Origin of the sequence: Cellulomonas sp. P24, from assembly GCF_024704385.1 — a bacterium.
Lineage (GTDB): Bacteria > Actinomycetota > Actinomycetes > Actinomycetales > Cellulomonadaceae > JAJDFX01.
Genome location: NZ_JAJDFX010000002.1, coordinates 3,123,350 through 3,148,602 on the forward strand (window position 1 = coordinate 3,123,350; position 25,253 = coordinate 3,148,602).

Genomic DNA, 25,253 nt, shown 5'->3' on the forward strand with positions numbered 1-25,253 from the left:
ACCAGCGCGGCAGGACGTGCCGAGAACGCGGGCCGTCAGTCGGTACGCGTCGACCCGTGGGGGGAGTCATGACCCGGCTCGTCAACTCCGTCGGCGACTTTCCCGTCGAGGCAGTACGCGGCTTCGCCCTCGCGCATGCGCGATACGTCCAGCAGGTGCACGGCGGAGTCGTCCGCTCGACCGAGTCGCCCGCCGGGCAGGTCGCCGTCGTCCTGGGTGGCGGCTCGGGCCACTACCCGGCGTTCGCCGGTTGGGTCGGACCAGGGATGGCGCACGGAGCCGTGTGCGGGAACGTGTTCGCCTCGCCGTCCGCCTCACAGGTCGAGTCCGTCGTCCGTGCCGCGGACAACGGCGGGGGCGTGCTGATCGGCTTCGGCAACTACGCCGGTGACGTCCTGCACTTCGGCCAGGCCGCCGAGCGGCTCCGGGCGGAGGGGATGGACGTCCGGATCGTGACCGTGACCGACGACATCGCATCCGACACCCCCGCGAACGCTGCCCAGCGACGCGGGATCGCAGGCGACCTGCTCGTGTTCAAGATCGCGGGCGCAGCGGCCGAGGCCGGTCTCGACCTCGACGAGGTCGAACGCGTCGCGCGCCGGGCGAACGCGCAGACCCGCTCCCTCGGGGTGGCCTTCGGCGGCTGCACGCTGCCCGGGGCGGACCACGCGCTGTTCGAGGTCGCCGACGGTGTCATGGCGCTCGGTCTCGGCATCCACGGCGAGCCCGGGGTCTCCGAGGCTCCGCTCGGCACCGCGGACGAGGTGGCCGACGCGCTGCTCGACGGCGTCCTCGCAGAGGAGCCGGAACGCGGCACGGACGGCTACGACGGCCGCGTGGCGGTCCTCGTGAACGGGCTCGGGGCGACGAAGTACGAAGAGCTCTTCGTGGTCTACCAGCGGATCGCGAAGCGCCTCGAGGAGCTCGGGCTGACGGCGGTGGACCCGGAGGTCGGCGAGCACGTGACCAGCCTCGACATGGAGGGGCTGTCCCTGACGATCACGTTCCTCGACGACGAGCTCGAGCGGTACTGGACCGCACCGATCGACACCCCGGCGTTCCGCCGCGGAGCCGTGACAGGTCGAGCGCCTCGCACCGCGGTGACCCAGACGGCCGAGGCCGCAGCGATCGTCCCGGGAACGCCGGAGTCGCAGGCGCTCGCCGGCCGGCTCGTCGAGGCCATCCGAGCGATGGCCGCGTGCGCCGTCGAGAACGAGGCCCGGCTCGGTGATCTGGACGCGATCGCCGGTGACGGCGACCACGGGCAGGGCATGGTGCTGGGAACCTCCGGTGCCGCCTCGGCCGCGCAGGCCGCGCAGGCCGCAGGTGCAGGCGCACGGACGCTCCTCGTGCGCGCCGGCGCCGCGTGGTCCGAAGGCGCCGGGGGCACCTCGGGCGCGTTGTGGGGAGCAGCGCTGACCGCGATGGGCAACGCACTGAGCGACACCGACGGTGCCGACCCGGACGCGCTCGTCGCCGGCGTCCACCAGGCCGCGGACGCGATCCTCCGGCTCGGCGGGGCGACGGCGGGGGACAAGACGATGGTGGACGCCCTCGTCCCGTTCGACGAGACCCTCGCCGCGGAGCGGGCCTCCGGCGCCTCGTTGGGCGACGCGTGGACCGCCGCCGCAGCCGCTGCCGCGACGGCCGCCGAGGCGACGGCCCGGATCGTCGCCCGTCGTGGACGCGCGCGGACCCACGGAGAGCACAGCCTCGGTCACCCGGACCCCGGAGCGACCTCGTTCGCCCTCCTCATGGCCGCGGTGGCGGCCGAGATCGACCCACCCACCCCGGAGAGCGGAGACCTCTCGTGACCTACCGCATCGCCATCGGATCCGACCTCGCGGGATACGAGTACAAGGAGGCGCTCAAGAAGGACCTCGAGAAGGACGACCGTGTGAGCGAGGTGATCGACGTCGGCGTCGCAGCCGGCGGCGAGACCGCCTACCCGCACGTGGCCGTCGCGGCCGCCCGGCTGGTGGCCGCTGGCGACGCAGACCGGGCGCTCCTGATCTGCGGCACCGGCCTGGGCATGGCGATCGCCGCGAACAAGGTCGCCGGGATCCGCGCGGCGACCGCGCACGACGGGTACTCGGTCGAACGCGCCGTGATGTCGAACAACGCCCAAGTGCTGACGTTCGGTCAGCGGGTCGTCGGCCTCGAGCTCGCGCGTCGCCTCGCCAAGGAGTGGCTCGGCTACGAGTTCGACGAGACGTCGCACTCCGCGGCGAACGTCGACGCTATCCGGTCCTACGAGCCGGGCCTCTCCCAGACATGACGACCTGGGTCGGCACGAGCTGGAAGATGAACAAGACGCTGAGCGAGGCGCGCGACTACGCACGGACGCTCGCGGCGACCGATCAGGGCCGCTGGCCCGGAGTCCAGCCGTTCATCATCCCGCCCGCCACCGCGCTGTCCGCCGTGAGCGAGGTGCTCGGACCGCGCTCGCACGTCCTCGTCGGGGCGCAGAACGCCCACTGGGAGGACGCCGGTGCATGGACGGGGGAGGTCTCCGTTCCGCAGGTGGCCGACGCCGGGGCGCAGATCGTGGAGATCGGTCACTCGGAACGGCGGGAGTTCTTCGCCGAGACCGACGAGACGGTCAACCTCAAGGTGAGAGCGACGCTGCGGCACGGTCTCACGCCACTCGTGTGCGTCGGTGAACCGGCGGACGTCTTCGCGAGCGGCGGGTCGGTGCCCTACGTGATCCGGCAGGTTCGCGCCGCCCTGGACGGAGTCGGTGACGTCAGCGCCGTGCTGGTGGCCTACGAGCCCATCTGGGCGATCGGCGCACGCGGCCGGCCGGCCGCGCCGTCCGACATCGGCGACGTGCTCGCGGCACTCAGGACCGAGTGGGGCGGGAGCGTCCGGGGGCTCCTCTTCGGCGGCTCCGTCGACCGCTCGAACGCGCGGAGCATCCTCGGTGTCGACGGAGTCGACGGGCTCTTCGTCGGACGCGCGGCATGGGAGGTCGACGGACTCCTCGAGCTGCTCGACCTCGTCGCCGGTCGCTGACCCTCACCGGACCCTCGCTGCCGGTCGCCTCGTCACCGGCGTTCTCGTCCCTCGGGCTGTCGACGGAGCGCATGCCGTCGACGGCCCGAGGGGTCGGCGTGGGTCAGACGCAGCCGCTGGTGTTGACGTACAGCGAGTAGATCGACTGGCTCGCCGCCATGAAGAGCCGGTTCCCCTTGCGACCGCCGAACGTCATGTTGGCGCACTGCTCCGGGAGAAGGACCTGCCCGATGAGCGTGCCGTCGGGGGCGAAGACGTGCACGCCGTCGTAGCCGTCGCCGCCGCCCGCGGCCGAGGCCCAGAGGTTGCCGTCGACATCGCAGCGGACGCCGTCGCTCGATCCGGGACCCATGTCCGCGAAGACCCGCCCGTTGCGCACGGTCGGCCCGTCGACGTCGAACACGTGGATGAGGCCGGGGGACGTGCCGGAGTCGACCACGTACAGCAGCTGCTCGTCGGGCGAGAAGCACAGGCCGTTCGGCTGCACGAGGCCGGTGACGACGGCCGTGAGGGTTCCGGTGTCCGGCGCGAGCCGGTACACGGCGGTCGGCAGCTCCGGTTCGGCGCGGTTCCCCTCGTAGTCGTACACGATCCCGTAGGTGGGGTCGGAGAACCAGATCGCGCCGTCGGTTGCGGTGATCACGTCGTTCGGCGAGTTGAGCCGTCGGTCCTGGAAGCGATCGGCGAGGACCGAGACGCTGCCGTCGTACTCGGTGCGCGTGACGCGGCGCTCGAGGTGCTCGCACGTGACGAGCCGCCCTTGACGGTCGCGCGTGTTGCCGTTGGAGAAGTGGGACGGAGACCGGAACGGCGTCACCTGGCCGGAGAGCTCGTCCCAGCGCCACATCGTGTTGCCGGGCACGTCGCTCCAGACGAGTGCGTGCTGGTCGCCGAACCACACGGGCCCCTCGACCCAGCGGAAGCCGGTGGCCAGGCGCTCGACCGCGGCGCTCACGATGCGGTAGCGGGAGAAGCGTGGGTCGAGGACCTTGACGGCGGGGTCCGGGTACCGGACCGGAGGATCGGTCCACCGTCCTGGCGGCTCAGCGTCGAACGCCATGATTCCCTCCTCGAACTTGTTGACTGGGCCCGGACCGTCTGGTCCGGGAACCCGCTCGTCGGGCCGGACGGACCGGCACGCCCGGGGGTGCGGTCACACGGCCGCGAGGCTCCCGTGCACGCCCCGGACCTCCCTCGAGATCGCCTCGCACGTCCTGATGAGGTCGGGGACCAGGTCCTCGAGCTTGGTCAGGTCGGAGATGGCACGCAGGGCCGTGATCGAGACCGCGCCGACGACCCCACCGGAGGCGTCTCGCACCGGGTAGGCGATGCAGTTGACGAAGTCCTCGAACTCGCCGTCGTCGACCGCCCAGCCGCGCCGCTGCGCGCGGTCGAGCTCGGCGAGCAGCGCGGCCTGCGAGGTGATCGTCGTCGAGGTGTACACCCGGTACTCCCACCCCTCGAGGAGCGCGAGGGTGCGCTCGCGGGGCAGGTGGGCGAGCACCGCCTTGGCCGCGCTCGCGGTGTGCAGCGGGACCGGCTTCCCGATCTCGCTGTAGAGCCGTACGGACCCCTTGGCCTCCACCTTGTCGATGTAGACGATGTCGACGCCCTCCAGGGCGGCGAGGTGCGTGGTGAACCCGGTGATGCCGGTGAGGGCTGCCAGGTGCGGGTGCGCGAGGGCTTGGAGGTCGAACTGGTCCGTGGCGCGCTGCGCGAGGCCGACCAGGCGGTAGCCGATGCCGTAGCGGCCGTCGGGTCGGCGGCGGGTCAGACCGCCGCTGGTGAGCGTCTGAAGCAGTCGAAGCGCGGTCGACCGGTGCACGTCGAGGAGGTCGGCGACCTCACCGAGCGTGCGCGGGCCGGAACTCACGAATTCCAGGATCTCGATGGCGTTCGACACCGTCTGAGCCACGTCGCTCTCCCCTCCCTGAAGCGTCACTCGCCGTTCGTGGCTTCGTCACCCGTCCGTCCGGCCGGGTCACGGAGCCGATCTCCCGAAGTGTACGTACGGCGCACGGCGGTGCCGGGATGCCCCGACATGCCCCGTCATGCCCTGTTCGTGCCCGCACGCACGGCGTCGCCAGCTCACCTCTTGACAGATGGCACGCCGTGCCACAGGATGTGCACGTACGGCATCAGTGTTGCACATGTTGCACCAACGTCGACAGTCTCCACGGCGACGACGCCCGCGAGACACCGTCGGCACCGGCATGAGAACGACTCTGTGAGCGGCACGATCGGCCGCACCTGATGCGTTCTGCTCCCCCGATCGACCATGACACAGTGAGGTGGCATCACATGAGATCCAGGCGCGAAGTGCGTGGGCGGCTGACCCTGGCAGTTATCGGCCTTGTGGCGGCGATCGTCCTGTCTGCCTGTGGCAGCAGCTCCAACTCCTCCAGTACGGCCGGCTCAACCTCCGGCACCGCGGCCAAGCCCGTCATCGCGCTCAGCAACTCGTTCATCGGGAACAGCTGGCGCAAGCAGATGGTCGCCGCGTTCACCGATGTCGCCACCAAGGCGAAGGAGAGCGGCGAGATCGCCGACTTCGTCGTGACGAACGCCGACGGGACCGTCGAGCAGCAGATCTCGCAGATCAACGGGCTCATCCTGAAGAAGGTCGACGTGATCCTCGTCGACGCCGCGTCGCCGACCGCCCTCAACGGCGTCATCACCAAGGCGACCAAGGCCGGCATCGCCGTCGTGACCTTCGACGGCACGGCGACCAGCACGGACTCGTACAACCTCAACTACGACTTCATCACCTTCGGTGCCCACATGGTCAAGGTCGTCGCGGACGGCATCGGCGACAAGGGCAACGTCCTGATCGTCCGCGGGGTCACCGGCACCGTGATCGACCAGCAGATGTACGACGGAGCCAAGCAGGAGCTCGCGAACCACCCGAACCTGAAGGTTGTCGGCGAGGTCTACGGCGACTGGGACGACGCGACGGCACAGTCGGCTGTCGCACGGCTGCTGCCGACGCTGCCGAAGGTCGACGGCGTCATCATCGACGGTGGCGGCTACGGCGTCGCGCAGGCCTTCGCGGCGGCGAACCTCCCGACCCCGCTGATCTACTTCGGGAACCGCGGCTACGAGCTCAAGTGGTGGGCCGAGCAGCTCGCCAAGGGCCCCTACCCGAGCGAGTCGGCCTCGACCGACCCGTCGATCAGCACCGCGGCGTTCTGGCTCGGCGTGAACGTGGCCAAGGGCGTCAAGGTCAACCACGACCTGAAGATGCAGTTCCTCACCATCACCGCGGCGGACCTCCCCACGTACAAGGACCTCCCCGTGGACGGGGTCGCCTCGATGGTCTACGACGACGCGTGGGTCAAGGCGAACCTGCTCAACCAGTAAGGAACCGGTCCCAGGGCGTTCACCGTGCCCCCGCACGGTGAACGCCCTGGAGGCCCCCTGAGCCCAGACACAAGGCGCAACGAGGAGCAGGACGATGTCGAGCGAGTCAGAGACGGTCCGCGCGGCGACCGGGGTCGCCACCGCGACCTGGGCGATCGACGTGGACCGGGTGAGCAAGTCGTTCGGGCTGACCCGAGCCGTCGACGACATGAGCCTGTCGGTGGCGCCCGGGCACGTCGTCGGCGTGATCGGGCCGAACGGTGCCGGCAAGAGCACGCTCATGCGGCTGGCCGCCGGTGAGGTCGCCGCCGACACCGGCCGCCTCACCATCGGGGGCGAGCCGGTGGACCTCAGCCACTTCTCACCGCGCCTGGCCCACGAGCGGGGCGTCCGGACCGTGCACCAGGAGCTCTCGCTGTGCACCAACCTCCGCGTGTTCGAGAACTTCCTGGTCGAGTTCGGCCGGGAACGCCGGGTCGGGCTGCGCGCCGCGATGAAGGAGCGCGCGGCTGCCGCGCTCGAGCTCGCATTCCCGGGAAGCGGGATCTCTCCCGACTCCGAGGTGTCCCGGCTCTCGCTCGCCCAGCAGCAGATGGTCGAGATCGCGCGCGCGGTCAGCAGCACGGACCTGCGGGTGCTGATCCTCGACGAGCCGACCTCGGCGCTCCCCGCGGACCGGGTCGAGCAGCTGCGTGACCTGCTCGCGACCGTGCGGAGCCGCGGCGTCGCGACGATCCTCATCACCCACCGTCTGACGGAGGTGCTCGACCTCACCGACAACGTGGTCGTGATGCGCAACGGCAGCGCGGTGTGGCGCAGCGCGACGGCGGACGTCACGCGCGACCAGCTCGTCGCGATCATGAGCGGTGGGACGGGGTTCGAGGTCGCCGAGAAGACCGCCGAGACCGCGACCACGACTGAGCCGGGCACCGACGGGCACCGACGTCTCCTCGAGGTGTCCGGACTGACCCGAGGACCGTTGCGCGACGTCAGCGTGCACGTCGACGCGGGGGAGATCGTCGGCATCTACGGACTCGAGGGCAGCGGACAGCGCGAGCTGCTGCGCACGGTCTTCGACGCGCGGCGCCGAGACCACGGCTCGGCCGTCCGCCTCGGCGGCGAGGTCTCGTTCGTCAGCGGTGACCGCCGACGCGAGGGCCTCTTCCCGCTGTGGCCGATCGCCGGCAACCTGACGCTCTCGAGCCTGCCGCGGCTCGCCCGTGCCGGGGTGATCAAGCGTGCGGCGGAGAACGAGTTCATCGCCCACTGGTTGACGCGGCTCGCGGTCAAGACCGCCGGCGCCGACGACCCGATCACGGCGCTCAGCGGCGGGAACCAGCAGAAGGTGGTCATCGCCCGAGCCCTGGGCACCGAGGCGGACCTCGTGATCCTCGACGACCCGACCCGCGGCGTCGACCCCCGGACCAAGGGCGAGGTGTTCGAGCTCCTCCGGGAGTCCGCGCACCGGGGCCGCGCCGGACTGATCTACAGCACCGAGGAGCTCGAGCTCCTGGCGTGCGACCGGGTGTACGTGCTGTCGGTCGGCGCGGTCGTGGCCGAGCTGTCCGGTGAGCAGCTCACCCGCGAGAACCTCGTCACGGCCGCGTTCCAGGGGCAGCGCCAGCTCGACAGGACGGCGGAGTCGGAGAGCGCAGCGGCACCCGACAGCGGCCTGCACCGCGTGGCGACCGCGATCCGGACCCGGATGCGCGGCCAACGCTGGCCCGTCCCGGTCGCGGTCGTCGCGGTCATGCTCGGCGTCCTGCAGACCCTGAACCAGGACGTGCTCGCAGCCAACGGGCTGAACCTGTTGATCGGTTCCAGCCTGCCGCTCGTGCTGGCGGCGATCGCCCAGATGTTCGTCGTGGCGGTGGGCGACATCGACCTCGGCCTGGGTTCGCTCCTGGGCCTGGTGAACGTGATCGGCGTGACGTGGCTGACGAAGAGCCCGTTGCTCGGAGCCCTGAGCCTCGTCGCCGCGGTGCTGGCGTACATGCTGCTCGGAGCTCTCGTGCACGTGCGGCGCCTGCCGGCCATCGTCGCGACGCTGGGTGCGTCGTTCGTCTGGCTGGGACTGGCGCAGACGGTGCTGCCGATGGTGGGCGGTGAGGCGCCGTCGTGGCTGATCGACGTCTACTCGCTCTCGTTGCCGGTCGTGCCGGAACCCGTCCTGCTCACCGTGATCGCAGCCGGCACCGGGTGGTGGGTGATGATGCGGACGCGGTTCGGCGTGCTGCTCCGCGGCTTCGGGAACAACTCGGTCGCCATCTCGACGGCCGGCTGGTCGACGTTGGCCATCCGGAGCATGGCGTTCGGGATCGCCGGGGTGTTCGGGGTGCTGGCCGGTCTCGCCCTGACGGCCGTGACCACGTCGGGCGACGCGAGCGCAGCGCAGTCCTACACGCTCCTCAGCGTCACCGCCGTGATCATCGGCGGCAGCGAGTTCATCGGCGGCGTCGTCGAACCCGTCGGCGTGGTCGCCGGTGCCGTGACGCTCTCGCTCGTCGGTGTGCTGCTGAGCCTGCTCGGCGTCGACCCCAACTTCACAGCGGCCGTCGAGGGCCTGATCCTGATCCTCGTGCTCGCCGGGCGCAGCCTGGCCAGGAAGGTGCGGACATCATGACGACGTCGAGTCGGATGCAGACGGCATGGGCGACGCGCGGAGCGTTCCTCAAGCGTGCGCCCTGGGTGTGGGCCATCCTCGGGTCGCTGATCGCCTGGGTGCTCATCGGGGTGGTCACGCAGCGGTTCTCGTTCGGGTCGCTGACGATCAACGCGACCGCCGCCTCGTTCCTCGCCTTCGTCGCGCTCGGGCAGATGCTCGTGATCACCGGTGGCGGCGGCGGGATCGACCTGTCCGTGCCGTTCGTGATCACCCTGAGCGCGTACTGGTCCTCCGGTGTCATGAACGGGAGCGACTCGCGGCTGGTGACCGGGATCGCCGTCGCCCTCGGGCTCGGGCTGGTGGTCGGGCTGACGAACGCCACGGTGATCATCGGGCTCGGCATGCCTCCGATCGTCGGCACGCTGGCGGTCGGCTTCCTCGCCGACTCCGCGGTGAACGTGTACGCGAGCCATGCCACGCAGGGTGCACCGAGCCCTGCCCTCGCGGACTTCGTGCGCGGGACGTTCCTCGGCGTCCCTCGGCTGGTCGAGATCGCCGTGCTCCTGACGATCGCCGTCGCGCTCGGCATGCGCTGGCTGGTGCGCGGGCGTCAGCTCGTCGCCGTCGGCCAGGGCGAGCAGGCGGCACGCCTGAGCGGTGTGCCGGTCGGGGTCATCCGGGCCGGGACGTATCTCGCGAGCAGCGTGCTCGCGGGGTTCGCGGGCCTCGCGCTCGCGGGCTACAACAACTCCGCGTTCCTCAACATGGGGCGCCCGTACCAGCTTGCGTCGATCGGTGCCGTCGTGCTCGGCGGCAGCCTCATCGCCGGTGGCCGGAGCACGGCCGTCGGCACGGCAGGCGGCGCGCTGTTCCTGACGCTCGTCCTGACGCTCATGCAGTCCTCGAAGCTCGACATCGGCATCCAGAACGTCGGGGAGGGCATCCTGATCATCGCCGTCCTCCTCGTGGCGGGTGGCGGCTCAGGAGGAGAGGCCCGCCGTGGCCGGCTGCGGCGCGGTCGACAGGGACCGGCGGTTCCAGCGGCCACCGGGGATCCGGTCGGCCCGTCACCCCAGGGCGCGCAGACGTGACAGCAGGCCGACGACCCTCCGGCCGGATGCCGGCCGAGCTGGTCCCGGCCGCACCGGGAACGACGAGCCGGGCGAGGGCGTAGGCCCCGCGGGCCGACGGCGACGCACGAACGGCGGCGGTGACGCCCGGCCCCCGCTCCCACGGCGATCAGACGGGATCAGGACATGACGGAACTGACGAGGGCACGTGCCGTCGCCCTGGACTGGGGCACGACCCGCTGCCGCGCGTACCTGCTCGGCGACGGCGGGACGGTGCTGTCGGAGCGGCAGAGCCCCTCGGGGATCATGGCCGTGTCCGCGCGTGCGGTCGCCGCCGGCACCCCGGCGCAGGAGGTGTTCGAGCAGGTCTTCGACGAGCTCTGCGGCGGGTGGCTGGCTGCCGCCCCCGGATCCCGGTGATTGCGTGCGGGATGGTCGGGAGCAACCGTGGGTGGGCCGAGGCCGCCTACCGCGAGGTGCCCGCGGACCTCGCGTCGCCCGGGCCGGCGCTCACGCAGGTGCGCACCAGCGCGGGCGTCGTCGTGCACATCATCCCCGGGCTGATCTCCTCGGCGGCGCTGCCCGACGTCATGCGCGGGGAGGAGTCGCAGATCCTCGGGGCGCTCGCCGGACCCGACGGCGTCGTCGCGGCCGACGGGACGAAGGAGCGGATCGTCGTCCTTCCCGGGACGCACTCGAAGTGGGTGCGGGTGGTCGGCACCACGGTGACGGCCTTCACGACCTGCATGACCGGTGAGCTCTACGCCCTCCTGATGAAGGACAGCACGCTCGCCCTCCTGGCGGAACGACCGGACCTCCCGGACTGGACCGCGTTCGACAAGGGGGTGGAGGTCGCGACGTCACCGGCCGGGAGCGGCGGGATCCTCACCACGGCGTTCTCCGCCCGCACCATGGTCCTGACGGGCATGCTCGCGCCGCACCAGGTGGGCGACTACGTGTCCGGCCTGCTGATCGGTCACGAGCTGGCCGGGATCGGGGCCGCCTGGCTCGAGGGGTACGCGAGCGACGTCCTCCTGTGCGGGAACGCGCAGCTCAACGAACGCTACCGACGTGCCCTCGCGCGTCGAGGTGTCCCGGCCGAGCTCGCCGCGCCGCGTGCGGCGGCCGCAGGGATGTGGCACGTCGCCGTGGCCGCCGGCCTGGTTCAGGACGAGGTCGTCGTCGACGACCGGCCCGGTGGTCGCGACGCGAGAAGGGGCGAACGTGAGAACGTCAACTGAGAACGCGGCCCCGCCGCTCATCGCGATCCTCCGCGGGGTGACGGAGCGAGAGGCGGCCGATGTCGGCCGGTGCCTCTACGACGCGGGGTTCCGGGCGCTCGAGATCCCGCTGAACTCGCCGGACCCGCTCCGGTCGATCGAGGCGTTCCGGGCGGCGGTGCCGGACGACTGCGCCGTCGGCGCCGGGACCGTGCTGACGGTCGAGCAGGTCCGGCAGTGCCGTGAGGCGGGGGCGGAGATGATCATCTCGCCGAACACCGATCCCGCGGTGATCCGCGAGACGGTGCGGCTCGGCATGGAGTCCTTCCCGGGTGCGGCGACCCCGACCGAGGCCTTCGCCGCCCTCGCGGCCGGGGCCCGGAGCATCAAGATCTTCCCGGCCGACCAGGTGGGCACGGCCGGGCTCCGGGCGTGGACCGCCGTCATCCCGCGCGGGACGGGACTGCTCCCCGTGGGCGGCGTGGACGCGTCGAACCTGGCGGCGTGGCGGGCAGCCGGGGCCACCGGGTTCGGGATCGGGTCCTCGCTGTATCGCGCGGGCCTCGAGATCGACGAGCTGCGCCGTCGTGCCGCCGGGATCCTCGCGGCATGGGCGGCAACGACCACCACCTCAGGAGGCACCGCATGAAGATCACCGCGCTGACCACCTACGCGGTACCGCCGCGCTGGCTGTTCCTCAAGATCGAGACCGACGAGGGGATCGTCGGATGGGGTGAACCGGTGCTCGAAGGGCGTGCCGCGACGGTCGCCGCCGCCGTCGAGGAGCTCTCCGACTACGTGATCGGCCAGGATGCCCGCAACATCGAGGACATCTGGACGGTTCTCTACCGCGGGGGCTTCTACCGGGGCGGACCGATCCTGATGAGCGCGATCGCCGGGATCGACCAGGCGCTGTGGGACATCAAGGGGAAGGCGCTGGGCGTCCCCGTGCACGAGCTCCTCGGCGGGCGCGTCCGTGACCGGATGCGGGTGTACTCGTGGATCGGCGGCGATCGCCCGGCCGAGACGGCGGCCGCCGCGCGCGATGCTGTCGATCGAGGCTTCACCGCAGTGAAGATGAACGGGACCGAGGAGCTGCAGTACATCGACACGTGGGACAAGGTCGAGCTCTGCCTCTCCAACGTCGCTGCCGTCCGCGACGCGGTGGGTCCGAACGTCGGCATCGGCGTCGACTTCCACGGCCGCGTGCACAAGCCGATGGCGAAGGTCCTGATCGCCGAGCTCGAGCCGTACAAGCTGATGTTCATCGAGGAGCCCGTCCTCAGCGAGAACGTCGACTCGATGCTCGACGTGCTCCGGAACACCCCGACGCCGATCGCGCTCGGGGAGCGGCTCTTCTCACGCTGGGACGTCAAGGAGATCCTGGCGAGCGGCGCGGTCGACATCATCCAGCCCGACCCGTCGCATGCCGGCGGGATCACCGAGACGCGCAAGATCGCCGCCATGGCGGAGGCCTACGACGTCGGGCTCGCGCTCCACTGCCCGCTCGGGCCGATCGCCCTTGCCACGTGCCTGCAGATCGACGCCGGCTGCCACAACGCGTTCATCCAGGAGCAGAGCCTCGGCATCCACTACAACACGTCGAACGACCTCCTCGACTACGTCGTCGACCCGGCGGTGTTCGCCTACGAGGACGGCATGGTGGCCATCCCGGACGGGCCCGGGCTGGGGATCGAGGTCAACGAGGAGTACGTCGTGGAACGTGCTCGGGAGGGGCACCGGTGGCGCAACCCGATCTGGCGTCACGCCGACGGGTCCGTCGCCGAGTGGTGAGCCGGTAGCGAGCGGCGACCTGCTGCCGAGTGGCGAGCCGGTACCGAGTCGTGATCCGGCGACCGGGTTGCAGCGCGTGCCGGCGACCAGGCGACGTTCAGTGCTCGCGCCGCGACAGCATCCCGCGGACGAAGGCCGCCTGCCCGGCGTGCTGGAGGTCGTCGGCCGTCACGCTGACGAGCCGCACGCCGAGGCTCACCGGCGGGTCCCAGGACTCGTCGACGATGCGGTCGAGGTCGGCGGGCTCGAGCTCGGCGAGCAGCGCGACGGTCTGCGCGTGCACGGCGTCGAGGTAGCCGGTCAGCAGCTCGCCGGACGACACGGTGACGGCGGCGACGTCGGCGGACCGGTGGCCGTAGCCGGTCGCGGCCGTCGGGAGCGGGAGGGCGAAGCGTTCCGCCCATCCCTGCGCCGTCCAGACCTGCTCGACGCCGAACGCGTCGGCGACGTGGTCGTCCTGGACCCGGGTCAGGTGCCACACGAGCCAGGCGATCGAGTTGGCGTCCTCGTCGACCCGGGAGGAGAGCTCATCGGGTGTGAGGCCCTCGACCACGCGGTGGACGACCTCGCGCACGCGCCCGAACTCGTCGATCAGCAGGTCTGCCACGTCCATCGTGCTCCGCCCCTCGCTCCACGCCGCTCCTGACCGTCACCTCACGGTAACCCTCGAAGGGCCGGATCCGAGGGCGCCAGTGTCGAGACACCGGCGCCCTCGCGCGTGGACCAGGAACCGCTGTGCGACGCCTACAGTGCCGCGAGGATGGCCTCGACCTGCACCTTCGCGTCGCCGAAGAGCATCGCCGTGTTCTCGCGGAAGAACAGCGGGTTCTGCACGCCGGCGTACCCGGTGGCCATCGAGCGCTTGAACACGATGACCTGCTTGGCCTTCCACACCTCGAGCACGGGCATCCCCGCGATCGGGGAGCTCGGATCCTCCAGGGCGGCGGGGTTGACGGTGTCGTTGGCCCCGATGACGAGGACGACGTCGGTCGAGGGGAAGTCACCGTTGATCTCGTCCATCTCCAGGACGATGTCGTACGGCACCTTGGCCTCGGCGAGCAGCACGTTCATGTGGCCGGGGAGACGACCGGCGACCGGGTGGACGCCGAACCGCACCGTGACCCCGGCGTGCCGGAGCCGGGCTGTGAGGTCCGCGACCGGGTACTGGGCCTTGGCGACGGCCATGCCGTAGCCGGGGGTGATGATGACGGAGCTGGCGTTCCTGAGCATCTCCGCCACCTCGGGCGCGAGGACCTCGCGGTGCTCCCCGTAGTCGACGTCGCCGGCGGCGACCGTGCCGCCCTCGACGCCGAAGCCGCCGAGGATCACGCTGATGAACGAGCGGTTCATCGCCCGGCACATGATGTAGGACAGGATCGCACCGGAGGAGCCGACGAGCGCACCGGTGACGATGAGCAGGTTGTTGTTGAGCATGAAGCCCGCTGCCGCGGCCGCCCACCCGGAGTACGAGTTCAGCATCGAGACCACGACCGGCATGTCCCCGCCGCCGATCGAGGCGACGAGGTGCCAGCCGACCAGCAGGGCGATCACGGTCATGACGGCCAACGGGACGACCGAGTTGGTGGCCAGGAACCAGCCCATCAGGCCGGCGGACACCACGAGGGCGCCGAGGTTGAGCATGTTGCGCCCGGGGAGCATCAGCGGCGCGCTCTTGATCTTCGCGGAGAGCTTCAGGTACGCGACGATCGAGCCGGTGAAGGTGACCGCACCGATGAGCACCCCGAGGAAGACCTCGACCTGGTGGACGGTCTCGGCCGGCTCGGTGATGAACGAGTTGTAGCCGACGAGCACGGCCGAGGCGCCGACGAAGCTGTGCAGCATCGCGATCAGCTCGGGCATCTGCGTCATCTCGACGGTGCGAGCCCGCCAGATGCCGATCGTGGCGCCGATCGCGAACACGAGCACGACCAGGATCAGCGTGACGATGATCGGCCGCTGGCTACGGTCCAGCGCGAGCGCGACGGTCGCGGCGAGGGCGAGGCCCATGCCGACCATGCCGATGATGTTCCCCTGCCGGGCGGAGCTCGGCTTGGACAGCCCCGCGAGGGACAGGATGAAGAGCACCGCGGCGATCAGGTAGACGCCTTGAACGAGAGACGTGAGCATCAGGCGTCCTTCCGGAACATGCCGAGCATCCGGTACGTGACCAGGAAGCCACCGAAGATGTTGATGCTGGCGACCGAGGCGGCGAGGAACGCGATCACGGTCACCAGGGTGTTGTCCGACCCGAGCTGGAGGAGCGCGCCGACCAGGATGATCCCGGAGATCGCGTTGGTCTGGGACATGAGGGGCGTGTGCAGCGAGTGCGACACGTTGGAGATCACGTAGTACCCGATGAACACGGCCAGGGCGAACACCGTGAAGCTCGTCTGGAACACCGTCGGTGAGTAGGTCATCGCGAGGGTCACCAGGACCACGCCCAGACCGGTCCACACCATGCGGCGCATCGACTTGCGCCTGGCCTCCTCGGCCTCGCGGCGGGCCTTCTCCACCGGGTCGACCGTCGGTGCGGCCGCCACGGCGGGTGCGGGTGCCGCGGCCGAGACCTGGATCGGTGGCGGCGGCCAGAGGATCTCGCCACCGCTCGCCACGGTCATGCCGCGCTGCACCTGGTCCTCCAGGTCGAGCACGAACGCCCCGTCCTTGGCCGGCGTGAGCAGCGTCATGAGGTGCACGATGTTCGTGCCGAACAGCTGCGACGTGTGCTGCGGCATCCGGCTCGTGAGGTCGGTGTAGCCGATGATGATCACACCGTTGTCGGTGACGATCTTCTCGCCCGGCACCGTGAGCTCGCAGTTGCCGCCGCCGGAGGCCGCGAGGTCGACGATCACCGAGCCGGGCTTCATCGCGGCCACCATGGCCGCCGTGATGGTCCGTGGCGCCGAGCCGCGCACGAGGGCGGTCGTGATGACGATGTCCGCCTTGGCGGACTCCTCGGCGTACATGGCCTGCGTCAGCTGCTCCTGCTCGGCGGTGAGCTCGCGGGCGTACCCGTCCGCCGACACCTCCTGCTGCGCCGTGGCCGCCTGGACGAACGTGGCCCCCATCGACTCGATCTGCTCGCCGACCTCGGGGCGAACGTCGAACGCGCGCACCTGCGCGCCGAGGCTCGCCGCAGCGCCGATCGACGACAGGCCCGCGACGCCGGCGCCGATGACGAACACCGTGGCCGGAGCGGTCTTGCCGGCTGCGGTCACCTGGCCGGTGAACATCCCGCCGTACTCCTCGGCGGCCTCGATGACCGCGCGGTAGCCCGCGACGTTCGACATCGTCGACAGCACGTCGAGGGCCTGCGCGCGCGAGATGCGCGGTACGGCGTCGAGGGCGAGCGCCGTCACGCCCCGCGCGGCGAGCGCGGCGACCAGGTCGCCGCGTGCGTGCGGGCTGAGCATCGCGACCAGGGTGCTCCCCTCGTGCAGGGAGGCGACCTCGGTATCCGACGGCGGGTTCACGGCCGCGACGAGGTCGGCTCCCCAGACGGTCGGCGCATCGCCGATGGTCGCGCCTGCGGCCTCGTAGACCGCGTCGGTGAAGCTGGCGCCGAGCCCGGCCCCGGACTGCACGACGACCTCGTGGCCGAGCTTGCGGAGCTGGGTGACCGTCTTGGGGGTCGCGGCGACGAGCCGTTCACCCGTGCGGGTCTCCTTGGGTATGCCGATGAGCATCAACTACTCCTCGTCCGGGTGCGCGCAGAGCACACCCCTGTGGTGAAAACAGGACGGCACGGACCCGCGGGCAACGCTGCCCTCGACGGGAAGATCACGCATCTGCGTCGCCATCGACGAGACCGCAACCCATTCGGCACCGAATGACCCTTTGTGACACGGACCGACGATAGTGGTGCCCTGACGAGCATGGATGGGCCGTTGGTCCAGACGCGCCGACGTGCGGGACCTCTCGACCCGCACACGACCACACCCTCTCCCGACCGCGGCCCCGACCTGCTCGTCCACGAGGCGCGGCCCGCGTTCAATGTAGACCGCGCGCCCGGTGCCGCAGCGAGCCGTGCGGGGGTGTCGCCGACGCGGCGGCGGAGCGCCCGATGCCCTGGTTGCGTCGCCGTCCTCGTTCCCGATCGCCTGGGTCCGTCACCGCCAGACCGTGGCGCCGCGTCGACCGTCGCTCAGCGTCGAGTCGAGCGCACGAAGCGATGCGCGGCATAGACCCCGACGACGAGGCTGATCACCGCGAAGACCCACTCTCCCGGTCCGGGGCCGACCGTGCAGGTGCTCTGACCGGCGGCGGCCCCGGCGTAGTCGACGCACTCACCACGCTGCACGCCGAGGAGCAGCGCGTCGAACACGATCAGGATCGCGATCAGGACGAGCCAGCGCCACTGCGGCCGCCGGTGTGAGAGCGGGGTGTCGGCCATCCGCCGACACTAGCCTCGGCGGCGGACCGGATGGTTCGAACCGGTCAGAACCGGGCCGGGCCCGGCGAGGCGCGCGACGGCGGCAGCGGCTGAGGTCCGTACGCTGGAACGGTGGCCGTCGACAGAAGTCGCAGGGCGCGGGCCGCACGCCGGCGCAGGCGTCGGATGGCGCGCGTCGAGCACGACCTCACCGACGAGCAGTGGACGGCGCTCCAGGAGGCGTGGGGCGGGTGCGCCTACTGCGGGGCGACGGATCGGCCGCTGCAGCGTGACTGCGTCCTGGCGCTCTCTCGTGGTGGGCGCTACACGCTCGACAACATCGCGCCGGCCTGTGGACCCTGCAACGCGAGCAAGTGCAACGACGAGGTCACGAGCTGGCTGCGGCGCAAGCACCTCGACGAGCGGGCGTTCCTCGTGCGGCACCTCGAGGTCTCGGCCGCGCTGGCCCGGAGGTTCGCCGTCGAGCCGGCCGGGCCTGCCGAGGCATCCGCGCCGTCGGAGCAGGGTGTGGGCTGACCGGACGGATACCGACAGCGATGGAATGTCGGAGCGTTCATGCCGGTTGGACCCGGCGTGAACATGACGGAGAACAGCCCGGTTGAGGTGCACATCTGGTCCGACGTCGCCTGCCCGTGGTGCTTCATCGGGAAGCGCCGGTTCGAGAGCGGCGTGCGGCAGTTCGGCGGGAAGGTGGAGGTCGAGTACCACTCGTACGAGCTCGCGCCCGACACCCCCGTGGACTACGAGGGCAGCGAGGTCGAGTTCCTCGCGGCCTACAAGGGTCTGCCGGAGTCGCAGGTCACGCCCGTTCTGGGCCACCTGACCGAGCTCGCCGCGGCCGAGGGGCTGAGCTATGACTTCTCGGCGGTGCGTCACACCAAGACGCTGCTGGCCCATCAGGTGATGCACCATGCCAAGGCCGAGGGCAAGCAGCTCGAGCTGGTCGAGCGGCTGTTCCGTGCGTACTTCGAGGAGGGCCGTCACCTCGGGCATGCCGACGGGCTCACGGCGCTGGCCGCCGAGGTCGGGCTCGACCCGGACGACGTGCGCCGGGTCCTCGCCGACGGCACGTATGCGCAGGCCGTCCAGGACGACATCGACCTCGCCCGGGAGATCGGGATCACCGGGGTGCCGTTCTACGTCATCGGCGGCCGGTACGGGGTGTCGGGCGCGCAGAGCCCGGAGGTCTTCGCGACGACCCTGGCCCGGGCGGTCGCGGACGCCGCGAGCGAGGCGTCGGCCGACGACGCGACGACGAGCGGACCGGCGCGATGAGCGCGACCCCGGGTGCGGACGAGGCTGTCGAGGATCGGCGGCCGGGCATCCGGCTGCTCGGGGGCCTCGAGTCGATCGGAGGTCTGGAGACGGTCGGCGACGAGGACGCGGGGCTGTGCGTCGACGGGGTCTGCGAGATCCCGGTGCGGGAACGGGGCCGCTGAGCCGAACCCCTCAGCGGTGGCCCTCGACATTCGCGCGGGTGGTGGTCCACGCCGTGGCGGTCGGGGTGACGACGGCACCGAGCGCGACTCCGGCGACCAGGGCCAGTGCGACGGCGCTCGTCCGGATGCCGCGTCCGGGCACCGGGCGCGCGGGGTCGGGGCGACGGACGTCCTTGGCGGCCAGGACGACGGTCTCGCGCACGTGGGCGAGGACGTGGATCGCGGTCAGACCGAACCAGATCACGAAGCTCGCCTTGTGCGCCAGGAGGATCAGCCCGGCATGGTCCGGTCCGACGACGATCAACCAGACACCGGTCCCGAGCAGGACCGCGGTCATGGCGATCAGCACCGGGCCGATCAGGCGGAGGATCGTGTGGGGCGGCCCGCGGCGGACGTACGGGGCCGCGTGGGTGTAGTAGCGGGCGAACCGGTAGCCCGTGGTCACGATCTTCAGCGCGACCGGGGGCACCAGCAGCAGCCCGATGAACAGGTGCAGCGTGATCAGCCCGCGGATGCTCAGGATCGTCAGACCCTCGGCGAACAGCAGGATCAGCAGCAGGACGCCGACCGTCCCGGTCAGCCGGCTGTTTCCCTCGACGCCCGCGTCGCCGGACCTCACGTCGGCGGCCTCAGCCCGATGACTCATGCCGGGAACGGTAGGCACGTTGGCTGGACGTTCGCTGGACGCGGGAGGCATCCGCGCGTCGGTGCACCTACAGCCGCGGCACGTTCCGGAGGTTCGAGCGCGCCATCGCCATGACCTCGCCCATCCCGCCGCCGAGGATCTCCTTGCTCATGGCGGCGGTGAACCCGGCGACCTGCTTGCGGGTGATCTTGGGCGGCAGGGACAGCGCCCGCGGGTCGGTGACGAGGTCGACGAGCGCCGGTCCCCGGTGGGCGAGCGCCTCCTGGATCGCGCCGCGGATGTCGGTCGGCTGCTCGACGCGCACCGCGTGGATGCCGACGGCCCGGGCGACCGCGGCGTAGTCGATCGCGGGGGAGTCGGTCGCGAAGCTCTGGAGACCCTCGACCATCATCTCCAGGCGCACCATGCCGAGGGTCGCGTTGTCGAACAGGATGATCTTGACGGGCAGGTCGTAGTGCTGCAGGGTCACGAGCTCGCCCAGCAGCATCGAGAGACCGCCGTCGCCGGCCATCGCGATGACCTGACGGCCGGGGAAGGCCTTGGCGGCGCCGATCGCGTGCGGCACGGCGTTCGCCATCGAGCCGTGCAGGAACGAGCCGATCACCCGGCGCCTGCCGTTCGGGGTGACGTAGCGCGCGGCCCAGACGTTGCACATGCCGGTGTCGACCGTGAAGACGGCATCGTCGGCGGCGACCTCGTCGAGCACCACCGCGGCGAACTCGGGGTGGATCGGCAGGTGGTGCTCGACGTCCTTGGTGTACGCGCCGACGACGGTGCCCATCGCCTTCGCGTGCTTGGAGACCATGGCCTCGAGGAACGTGCGGCTCGAGGCCTTGCGGACCAGCGGCAGCAGCGCGCGCACCGTCTCGCCGACGTCGCCCAGCACCGCGAGGTCCATCCGGGTGCGCCGTCCGAGCCGGGTGGGCTCGATGTCCACCTGAGCGGTGCGCACGCCCTCGGGGAGGAACTGGTCGTACGGGAAGTCGGTGCCGAGCATCAGGAGCAGGTCGGCACCCTCCATGGCCGCCTGGCACGCGCCGTAGCCGAGGAGGCCGCTCATGCCGACGTCGAAGGGGTTGTCGTACTGGATGTGCTCCTTCCCGCGCAGGCTGTGGCCGATCGGCGCGGCGAGCTTGTCGGCGAGGGCGATGACGTCGTCGTGCGCGCCGCGGGTGCCCGCCCCGGCGAAGATCGTGACCTTGCCGGCCGCGTTGATCGCGTCGGCGAGCGCCTGGACGTCCTCGGCGGCGGGGACCACGCGCGGAGCGTTCGGGCGGGTGAGGATGTCCGGTGCGGGGGCGGTCGTCTCGAGGTCGGCGACGTCTCCCGGCAGGGTCAGGACGGCGACGCCGGGAGCGCCGTAGGCGTGGTGGATCGCGCTGCGGATGACGCGGGGCGCCTGCTCGCCGTTCGAGATCATCTCGGAGTACACCGAGCACTCGGTGAAGAGCCGGTCGGGGTGGGTCTCCTGGAAGTACTGCGTGCCGATCTGGGTGCTCGGGATGTGCGAGGCGATCGCGAGCACCGGGACCCGGGACCGGTTGGCGTCGTAGAGGCCGTTGATGAGGTGCAGGTTGCCCGGTCCGCAGGACCCGGCGCAGACGGCCAGCCGCCCGGTGAGCTCGGCCTCGGCTGCGGCGGCGAACGCGCCGGCCTCCTCGTGCCGGACCTGCACCCACTCGATGCCCTCGGTGCGACGGACCGCGTCGACCACCGGGTTCAGGCTGTCGCCGACGATGCCGTACACGTGGCGGACCCCGGCGGCGACGAGCTGGTTGACGAGCTGATCGGCGACGGACTGCGCGCGGGACATGACGACTCCTCAGACGGAAACATGGGATGATTCCATTGTGCGCCTGGGACTGAAGTCCTGCTGACGGATTCGGGCCGGGTGTGACGGAGGAGACGTCCCTGAGGACGCCGACGCGCAACGGCTCACCGCGCCGGGCAGACGCCGGCCGCGCGGCCCGACCTGGTCCTGGCGGCCAGGCTCCTTGCCGGTGTCGCCTTGCTCGTCGGCGTCGTGGCTGTCGTGACCGGTCAGGGGCTTGCCCTCCTGTCGATCGCGCTCGCGGGCCTGGTCCCGGCGGCCTTCGCCGAGGCGACCCGGGCGGCGATCGTCGGGAGGCGACGGCCCGTGCTCTCCGACGGCGCGCGGGTCGTCGACACGCGGATCCGGGAGTTCGCCGGCGTGTCCGTCGCTCGGCTCCAGCTGGCGTCCGCCGTGCTCGTCGCGACCTGGATCCTGGCGATGATCCCCGGGCCCCACGCCGCTCCGGTGACGGCAGCGCAGGCGGTGGTGGTCCTCGGCGGAGCCCTGACCGCGATCGTCCTGCTGCACCGGGCCTCGCCCCGACCCCCGCGCCGGTGGCGAGGCGTGCTGCCGTGATCGTCCACATCGACGCGCGCTCGCCGGTGCCGGTCTTCGAGCAGCTCCGGTCCCAGATCGCCCGGCTGATCACCTCCGGTCAGCTCGGCGCCGGCACGAGGCTCCCGCCGATCCGCCACCTCGCGACCGACCTCGGGCTCGCGCGCGGAACGGTCAACAAGGTCTACGAGGCGCTCGCGCGGGACGGACTGGTCGCCTCCGCGGGCCGCCACGGCACCGTCGTGCTGGACGGCACGCACGCGACCGCCTCGGCGGAGGACCTCACGTCCGCCGCTGACTCCCTCGCGATGGTCGCGCGCCAGCTCGGCCTCGATCCCACGGCGGCGCACCGCGCGCTCGACGGTGCGTTCAGCCGGATCTGACATGCTGACCCGCGCGGCGCCGGCGGCTCCGGCGTCGGAACGGCCGGTGTCGGAACGGCGAGCGCGGTCGTCAGGAAGAGGGAGTCGACATGTCGGAGCTGACCGCTCAGGAGATCTGGGACGAGCGGTACCGGTCGCGTCCCGCCGTCTGGAGCGGCGTACCCAACCGCCACCTCGTCGGTGAGGCCTCCGACCTGCCTGTCGGGTCAGCCCTGGACGTCGGGGCCGGGGAGGGCGCCGACGCGATCTGGCTGGCCCAGCAGGGTTGGCAGGTCACCGCGGTCGACGTGTCCGTCGTCGCGCTCGAGCGCGGTGCGGAGCGTGCCGGCCGGGTCGGGGCGGACGTCGCCGACCGGATCGCGTGGACGCAGGCCGACCTCACCGCCTGGGAGCCTGGCCGCGAGGCCTACGACCTCGTCTCCGCCCAGTACATGCACCTCCCGCAGGCCCAGCGCGAGGAGCTGTTCCGGCGTCTGAGCGAGTCGGTCGCGCCCGGCGGTTCCCTGCTCGTCGTCGGTCATCACCCGTCGGACCTGGAGACCACGGTGCGACGACCGTCGTCCGCGGGTCTGCTCTACACGGGTGACGACGTCGCGGCCCTGCTGGATCCGGAGCAGTGGGAGATCGTCACCAACGCCACGGTCGGACGGACCGCGACCGACCCCGACGGCCGAGAGGTCACGATCCACGACGCCGTGCTGCACGCGCGCCGCAGCGTCTCGGACGCGGAGGCGTAGCCGAACCCTCGTGCGACGGCGGCGGGGCCGGCAAGATGCCGCTCGTCACCGCCCCCGTGGGGCGACCTGAATCCCGAGCCCTCGCCTACAACCCTGCGGCCCCGCCATTCGTCAGTATCGTGAGGGACGGCTCGCCGCACGCGCTCCGACGCGGGCGATGAGCGGGGGAGGGGCTCGCGATGCCAGAGAGTCACGGCGACGAGGTGCTCAGCGATCTGGTGCGTCGGCGTGGTCGCCAGCTGACGGGCTACGCCTATCTGCTCACCGGCGACGTAGCCTCGGCCCAGGACCTCGTTCAGGACGCGTTGGTCAGGGTGTTCGTGCGGACCCGGACCGGGTTCACCCCCGATGTCGCTGAGGCATACGTCCGACGCTCGATCGTCGGGGTGTACGTCGACGGGTTCCGTCGGCGCCGGAAGTGGGCGTCGGTGCGTCACCTCGTCGCGGTGGCAGAGGCCGGCGACGGCCCTGATCCGACCATCGCCGATCGGATCGACCTACGCGCCGCGCTGGCGACCCTCTCGCCGCAGGAGCGGGCCTGCGTGGTGCTGCGGTACTACGAGGATCTGACGATCGCGGCCGTCGCCGACCAGCTGCATCTGGCGCCCGGGACCGTGAAGCGATACCTGAGCAATGCCGTCCACAAGCTGCAGACCCGACTGGGGCCGATCGACCTGCCTGAGGTAGAGGAGACCGTCGCCGTCGTGTCACCCCGCCACGTCGGTGCGCCCGGGCCACCGTCGCAACCGTCCGGCACCTCGTCTGGGGGTCGATCATGAACTACGACCTGCATCGCGGCATGGACGACATGGCGGGCGATCCGATCACGGACCGCGAGCTTCCGCTGTCGCAGATCCTCGGGCGTCTGCATCATGCTCGTCGGGTACGCACGGCGCAGTACTCGATCGCCGGTGTCGCGGCCGCCGCTGTGGTCGCGCTGGCGGTCCTGGCGTCAGGCGTCGCACGCACGGATGAGCCGGTCCTCCCCATCGTCACGCCGAGCCCGAGTCCGACGTCGGGGCCCACCCTCACGCCCACGCCGACCCCCGAACCGGTGTTGACGCCCGGTTCGGAGCCGACACTCGTACCGACGACGTCTCCGACGACCGTCCTCCCGTCGGTGTGGGATCCGTCGCACGTGTGCGGGACGACCATCGATCTCCGCTCTCCGGCAGTGCCGTCCTACTTCCTGTGGTCCTACGGCTACGCGGGAGGGCAGGCGTCGTCCGATCCCAACGCCGAGTTCAGGACGGCAGTCACCGTGGTCCCGTTCGGGAGCGCGGAGCCTGTGGCACGAGCGCGCGTCGTGAACGTCGCTGCGGCGACCGGCGATGGCGTGACCCTCACGGTCAAGGGCCTGCCGACGGCGGCTCCTGACCCGGTCTCGCAGCTGCCGGCGGATCCGGACGGGTTCCCGGCCGCTGCTGACGTGCGACTCGCCTCGTGCGACGGGTCGCCGCTGAACGACGGCGCCGGAGAGGGTTACTACCTGGTGGTGACTGTCGAGGTGACGGCCACGTCGGGGCGCGTCGTCACGGTGGTCGCCTCGACCGGGCTCCACATCGGGGACATCCCGGTGGAGAGCCCCATGCCGGCACCTCAGGTGACGGGTGACAGGATCGCCGAGCTGAGCTCGGACCAGCGGGCCCTGGCGGGGCTGCCGACCTGCGGCGCTACCTACGACCGCGGGCCGGTGCCGGGTGCAGGGCTGAGCGTGGCGGGCCACGCAGCGTACGCAGGCAACCGGATCGGGGTGACGGTCACGCTGTCGAGCACCGGGATCGTGATAGCCGACGGCATGTTCGTGGGTCCGACCCTGACCGTGACCCAGCACGGGGTGGTGGTCGGGCAGACCCAGAACCTGCCGTACAGCCCGAGTGCGCTGCTGAGCTGGGGTCCCGGACAGACGTACGTGAGCTACGGGGCGCTCATCGACTCCGCATGCGACCCGATGGATGCAGCGCTCCCCTCCGGGGACTACGACGTCTGGGTGATGTACACCGTGTGGGACGGCCCGAGCCGCGTCACCGCGCCGCAGTTCTTCTACGGGGGGCCGTGGCCGGTCACGATCCCCTGACGTGGCGACCATCTCGGCGACCGACGACGCGACCGTGCGGAATGCGCGTCGACAGATCCGGAGCGACCCGGAGGAGTGCTGGGTGCCGGCGGGCGAGGAACTGTAACCTCGTCGAGACCGACATCAGGCGGCCTCCGAGGCTCGCT

At 71.2% G+C, this 25,253-nt stretch carries 26 protein-coding genes; 18 read left to right on the forward strand and 8 right to left on the reverse strand.

Going from position 1 to position 25,253, the window contains the following annotated elements:
- The first annotated feature begins 68 nt into the window (after positions 1-68).
- From LJB74_RS14670 to LJB74_RS14680, 3 genes are read left to right on the forward strand one after another with little or no spacing between them, the layout of a single operon-like run.
- Positions 69-1,814, forward strand: coding sequence for a dihydroxyacetone kinase family protein (locus LJB74_RS14670; protein ID WP_259309239.1), 1,746 nt, complete (start codon positions 69-71; stop codon positions 1,812-1,814).
- Entirely contained in the window at positions 1,811-2,278 is a 468-nt protein-coding gene (locus tag LJB74_RS14675) for a ribose-5-phosphate isomerase (RefSeq protein ID WP_259309240.1), read from the forward strand. Before LJB74_RS14670 ends, LJB74_RS14675 begins: the two co-directional genes overlap by 4 nt.
- Positions 2,275-3,015: a triose-phosphate isomerase gene (locus tag LJB74_RS14680; protein ID WP_259309241.1), complete on the forward strand. Its 741-nt coding sequence runs from the start codon at positions 2,275-2,277 to the stop codon at positions 3,013-3,015. The genes LJB74_RS14675 and LJB74_RS14680 overlap by 4 nt, the downstream gene beginning before the upstream one ends.
- 103 nt (positions 3,016-3,118) lie before the next feature.
- Here LJB74_RS14680 and LJB74_RS14685 read toward each other — a convergent pair whose 3' ends face one another.
- Positions 3,119-4,075, reverse strand: a complete 957-nt coding sequence (locus LJB74_RS14685) for an SMP-30/gluconolactonase/LRE family protein (protein ID WP_259309242.1) — start codon at positions 4,073-4,075, stop codon at positions 3,119-3,121.
- Positions 4,076-4,168: 93 nt separating this feature from the next.
- Complete coding sequence (locus LJB74_RS14690) at positions 4,169-4,930, reverse strand: IclR family transcriptional regulator (protein WP_259309243.1); 762 nt, start codon at positions 4,928-4,930, stop codon at positions 4,169-4,171.
- A gap of 386 nt (positions 4,931-5,316) precedes the next feature.
- Here LJB74_RS14690 and LJB74_RS14695 point away from each other — a divergent pair, with 386 nt between their 5' ends.
- The 7 genes from LJB74_RS14695 (at position 5,317) to dgoD (ending at position 13,064) form a co-directional block, all read left to right on the forward strand.
- The gene (locus tag LJB74_RS14695; protein WP_259309244.1) at positions 5,317-6,375 is read left to right on the forward strand and encodes an ABC transporter substrate-binding protein; all 1,059 of its coding nucleotides are present in this window, start codon (positions 5,317-5,319) and stop codon (positions 6,373-6,375) included.
- Between the two features lie 94 nt (positions 6,376-6,469).
- The gene (locus LJB74_RS14700) at positions 6,470-8,998 is read left to right on the forward strand and encodes an ATP-binding cassette domain-containing protein (protein WP_259309245.1); all 2,529 of its coding nucleotides are present in this window, start codon (positions 6,470-6,472) and stop codon (positions 8,996-8,998) included.
- Complete coding sequence (locus tag LJB74_RS14705; protein WP_259309246.1) at positions 8,995-10,071, forward strand: ABC transporter permease; 1,077 nt, start codon at positions 8,995-8,997, stop codon at positions 10,069-10,071. The genes LJB74_RS14700 and LJB74_RS14705 overlap by 4 nt, the downstream gene beginning before the upstream one ends.
- A 165-nt stretch (positions 10,072-10,236) precedes the next feature.
- On the forward strand, positions 10,237-10,470 hold the full coding sequence (locus tag LJB74_RS20925) for a 2-dehydro-3-deoxygalactonokinase (protein ID WP_396125177.1): 234 nt from the start codon (positions 10,237-10,239) through the stop codon (positions 10,468-10,470).
- Positions 10,440-11,291, forward strand: coding sequence for a 2-dehydro-3-deoxygalactonokinase (locus tag LJB74_RS14710; protein WP_396125178.1), 852 nt, complete (start codon positions 10,440-10,442; stop codon positions 11,289-11,291). Before LJB74_RS20925 ends, LJB74_RS14710 begins: the two co-directional genes overlap by 31 nt.
- Positions 11,275-11,919 carry a 2-dehydro-3-deoxy-6-phosphogalactonate aldolase gene (locus LJB74_RS14715; RefSeq protein WP_259309247.1) on the forward strand — a complete coding sequence of 215 codons (645 nt, stop codon included), beginning with the start codon at positions 11,275-11,277 and terminating at the stop codon, positions 11,917-11,919. The genes LJB74_RS14710 and LJB74_RS14715 overlap by 17 nt, the downstream gene beginning before the upstream one ends.
- A complete protein-coding gene (gene dgoD / locus LJB74_RS14720; protein WP_259309248.1) occupies positions 11,916-13,064 on the forward strand; it encodes a galactonate dehydratase in 1,149 nt (382 codons plus the stop codon). The genes LJB74_RS14715 and dgoD overlap by 4 nt, the downstream gene beginning before the upstream one ends.
- Before the next feature lie 97 nt (positions 13,065-13,161).
- Here the strand turns inward: dgoD and LJB74_RS14725 are convergent, their stop codons facing one another.
- The 4 genes from LJB74_RS14725 to LJB74_RS14740 form a co-directional block, all read right to left on the reverse strand.
- Complete coding sequence (locus LJB74_RS14725) at positions 13,162-13,677, reverse strand: mycothiol transferase (RefSeq protein WP_259309249.1); 516 nt, start codon at positions 13,675-13,677, stop codon at positions 13,162-13,164.
- A gap of 131 nt (positions 13,678-13,808) precedes the next feature.
- Entirely contained in the window at positions 13,809-15,191 is a 1,383-nt protein-coding gene (gene pntB, locus LJB74_RS14730; protein ID WP_259309250.1) for a Re/Si-specific NAD(P)(+) transhydrogenase subunit beta, read from the reverse strand.
- On the reverse strand, positions 15,191-16,750 hold the full coding sequence (locus LJB74_RS14735; RefSeq protein WP_259309251.1) for a Re/Si-specific NAD(P)(+) transhydrogenase subunit alpha: 1,560 nt from the start codon (positions 16,748-16,750) through the stop codon (positions 15,191-15,193). The genes pntB and LJB74_RS14735 overlap by 1 nt, the downstream gene beginning before the upstream one ends.
- 458 nt (positions 16,751-17,208) lie before the next feature.
- The gene (locus tag LJB74_RS14740) at positions 17,209-17,457 is read right to left on the reverse strand and encodes a hypothetical protein (protein ID WP_259309252.1); all 249 of its coding nucleotides are present in this window, start codon (positions 17,455-17,457) and stop codon (positions 17,209-17,211) included.
- A gap of 111 nt (positions 17,458-17,568) precedes the next feature.
- Between LJB74_RS14740 and LJB74_RS14745 the strand changes: the two genes are divergently transcribed.
- From LJB74_RS14745 to LJB74_RS14755, 3 genes are read left to right on the forward strand one after another with little or no spacing between them, the layout of a single operon-like run.
- A complete protein-coding gene (locus tag LJB74_RS14745; RefSeq protein ID WP_259309253.1) occupies positions 17,569-17,973 on the forward strand; it encodes an HNH endonuclease in 405 nt (134 codons plus the stop codon).
- Between the two features lie 39 nt (positions 17,974-18,012).
- Complete coding sequence (locus LJB74_RS14750) at positions 18,013-18,732, forward strand: DsbA family protein (RefSeq protein ID WP_259309254.1); 720 nt, start codon at positions 18,013-18,015, stop codon at positions 18,730-18,732.
- A complete protein-coding gene (locus LJB74_RS14755) occupies positions 18,729-18,896 on the forward strand; it encodes a hypothetical protein (RefSeq protein WP_259309255.1) in 168 nt (55 codons plus the stop codon). Before LJB74_RS14750 ends, LJB74_RS14755 begins: the two co-directional genes overlap by 4 nt.
- A 10-nt stretch (positions 18,897-18,906) precedes the next feature.
- On the opposite strand, the gene LJB74_RS14760 is transcribed toward LJB74_RS14755, so the two are convergent.
- Entirely contained in the window at positions 18,907-19,542 is a 636-nt protein-coding gene (locus LJB74_RS14760; RefSeq protein WP_259309256.1) for a hypothetical protein, read from the reverse strand.
- A 67-nt stretch (positions 19,543-19,609) separates the two neighbouring features.
- Positions 19,610-21,355, reverse strand: a complete 1,746-nt coding sequence (locus LJB74_RS14765; RefSeq protein ID WP_259309257.1) for a pyruvate dehydrogenase — start codon at positions 21,353-21,355, stop codon at positions 19,610-19,612.
- 210 nt (positions 21,356-21,565) lie between these two features.
- On the opposite strand from LJB74_RS14765, the gene LJB74_RS14770 reads away from it, so the two are divergent.
- From LJB74_RS14770 to LJB74_RS14790, 5 genes are all read left to right on the forward strand, one after another.
- A complete protein-coding gene (locus LJB74_RS14770) occupies positions 21,566-21,931 on the forward strand; it encodes a hypothetical protein (protein ID WP_259309258.1) in 366 nt (121 codons plus the stop codon).
- Positions 21,928-22,293, forward strand: coding sequence for a GntR family transcriptional regulator (locus tag LJB74_RS14775; protein WP_259309259.1), 366 nt, complete (start codon positions 21,928-21,930; stop codon positions 22,291-22,293). Before LJB74_RS14770 ends, LJB74_RS14775 begins: the two co-directional genes overlap by 4 nt.
- An 89-nt stretch (positions 22,294-22,382) precedes the next feature.
- A complete protein-coding gene (locus LJB74_RS14780) occupies positions 22,383-23,030 on the forward strand; it encodes a bifunctional 2-polyprenyl-6-hydroxyphenol methylase/3-demethylubiquinol 3-O-methyltransferase UbiG (RefSeq protein WP_259309260.1) in 648 nt (215 codons plus the stop codon).
- Between the two features lie 179 nt (positions 23,031-23,209).
- Positions 23,210-23,809, forward strand: coding sequence for a SigE family RNA polymerase sigma factor (locus tag LJB74_RS14785; RefSeq protein WP_259309261.1), 600 nt, complete (start codon positions 23,210-23,212; stop codon positions 23,807-23,809).
- Positions 23,806-25,107: a hypothetical protein gene (locus LJB74_RS14790; protein WP_259309262.1), complete on the forward strand. Its 1,302-nt coding sequence runs from the start codon at positions 23,806-23,808 to the stop codon at positions 25,105-25,107. Before LJB74_RS14785 ends, LJB74_RS14790 begins: the two co-directional genes overlap by 4 nt.
- Positions 25,108-25,253: the final 146 nt, after the last annotated feature.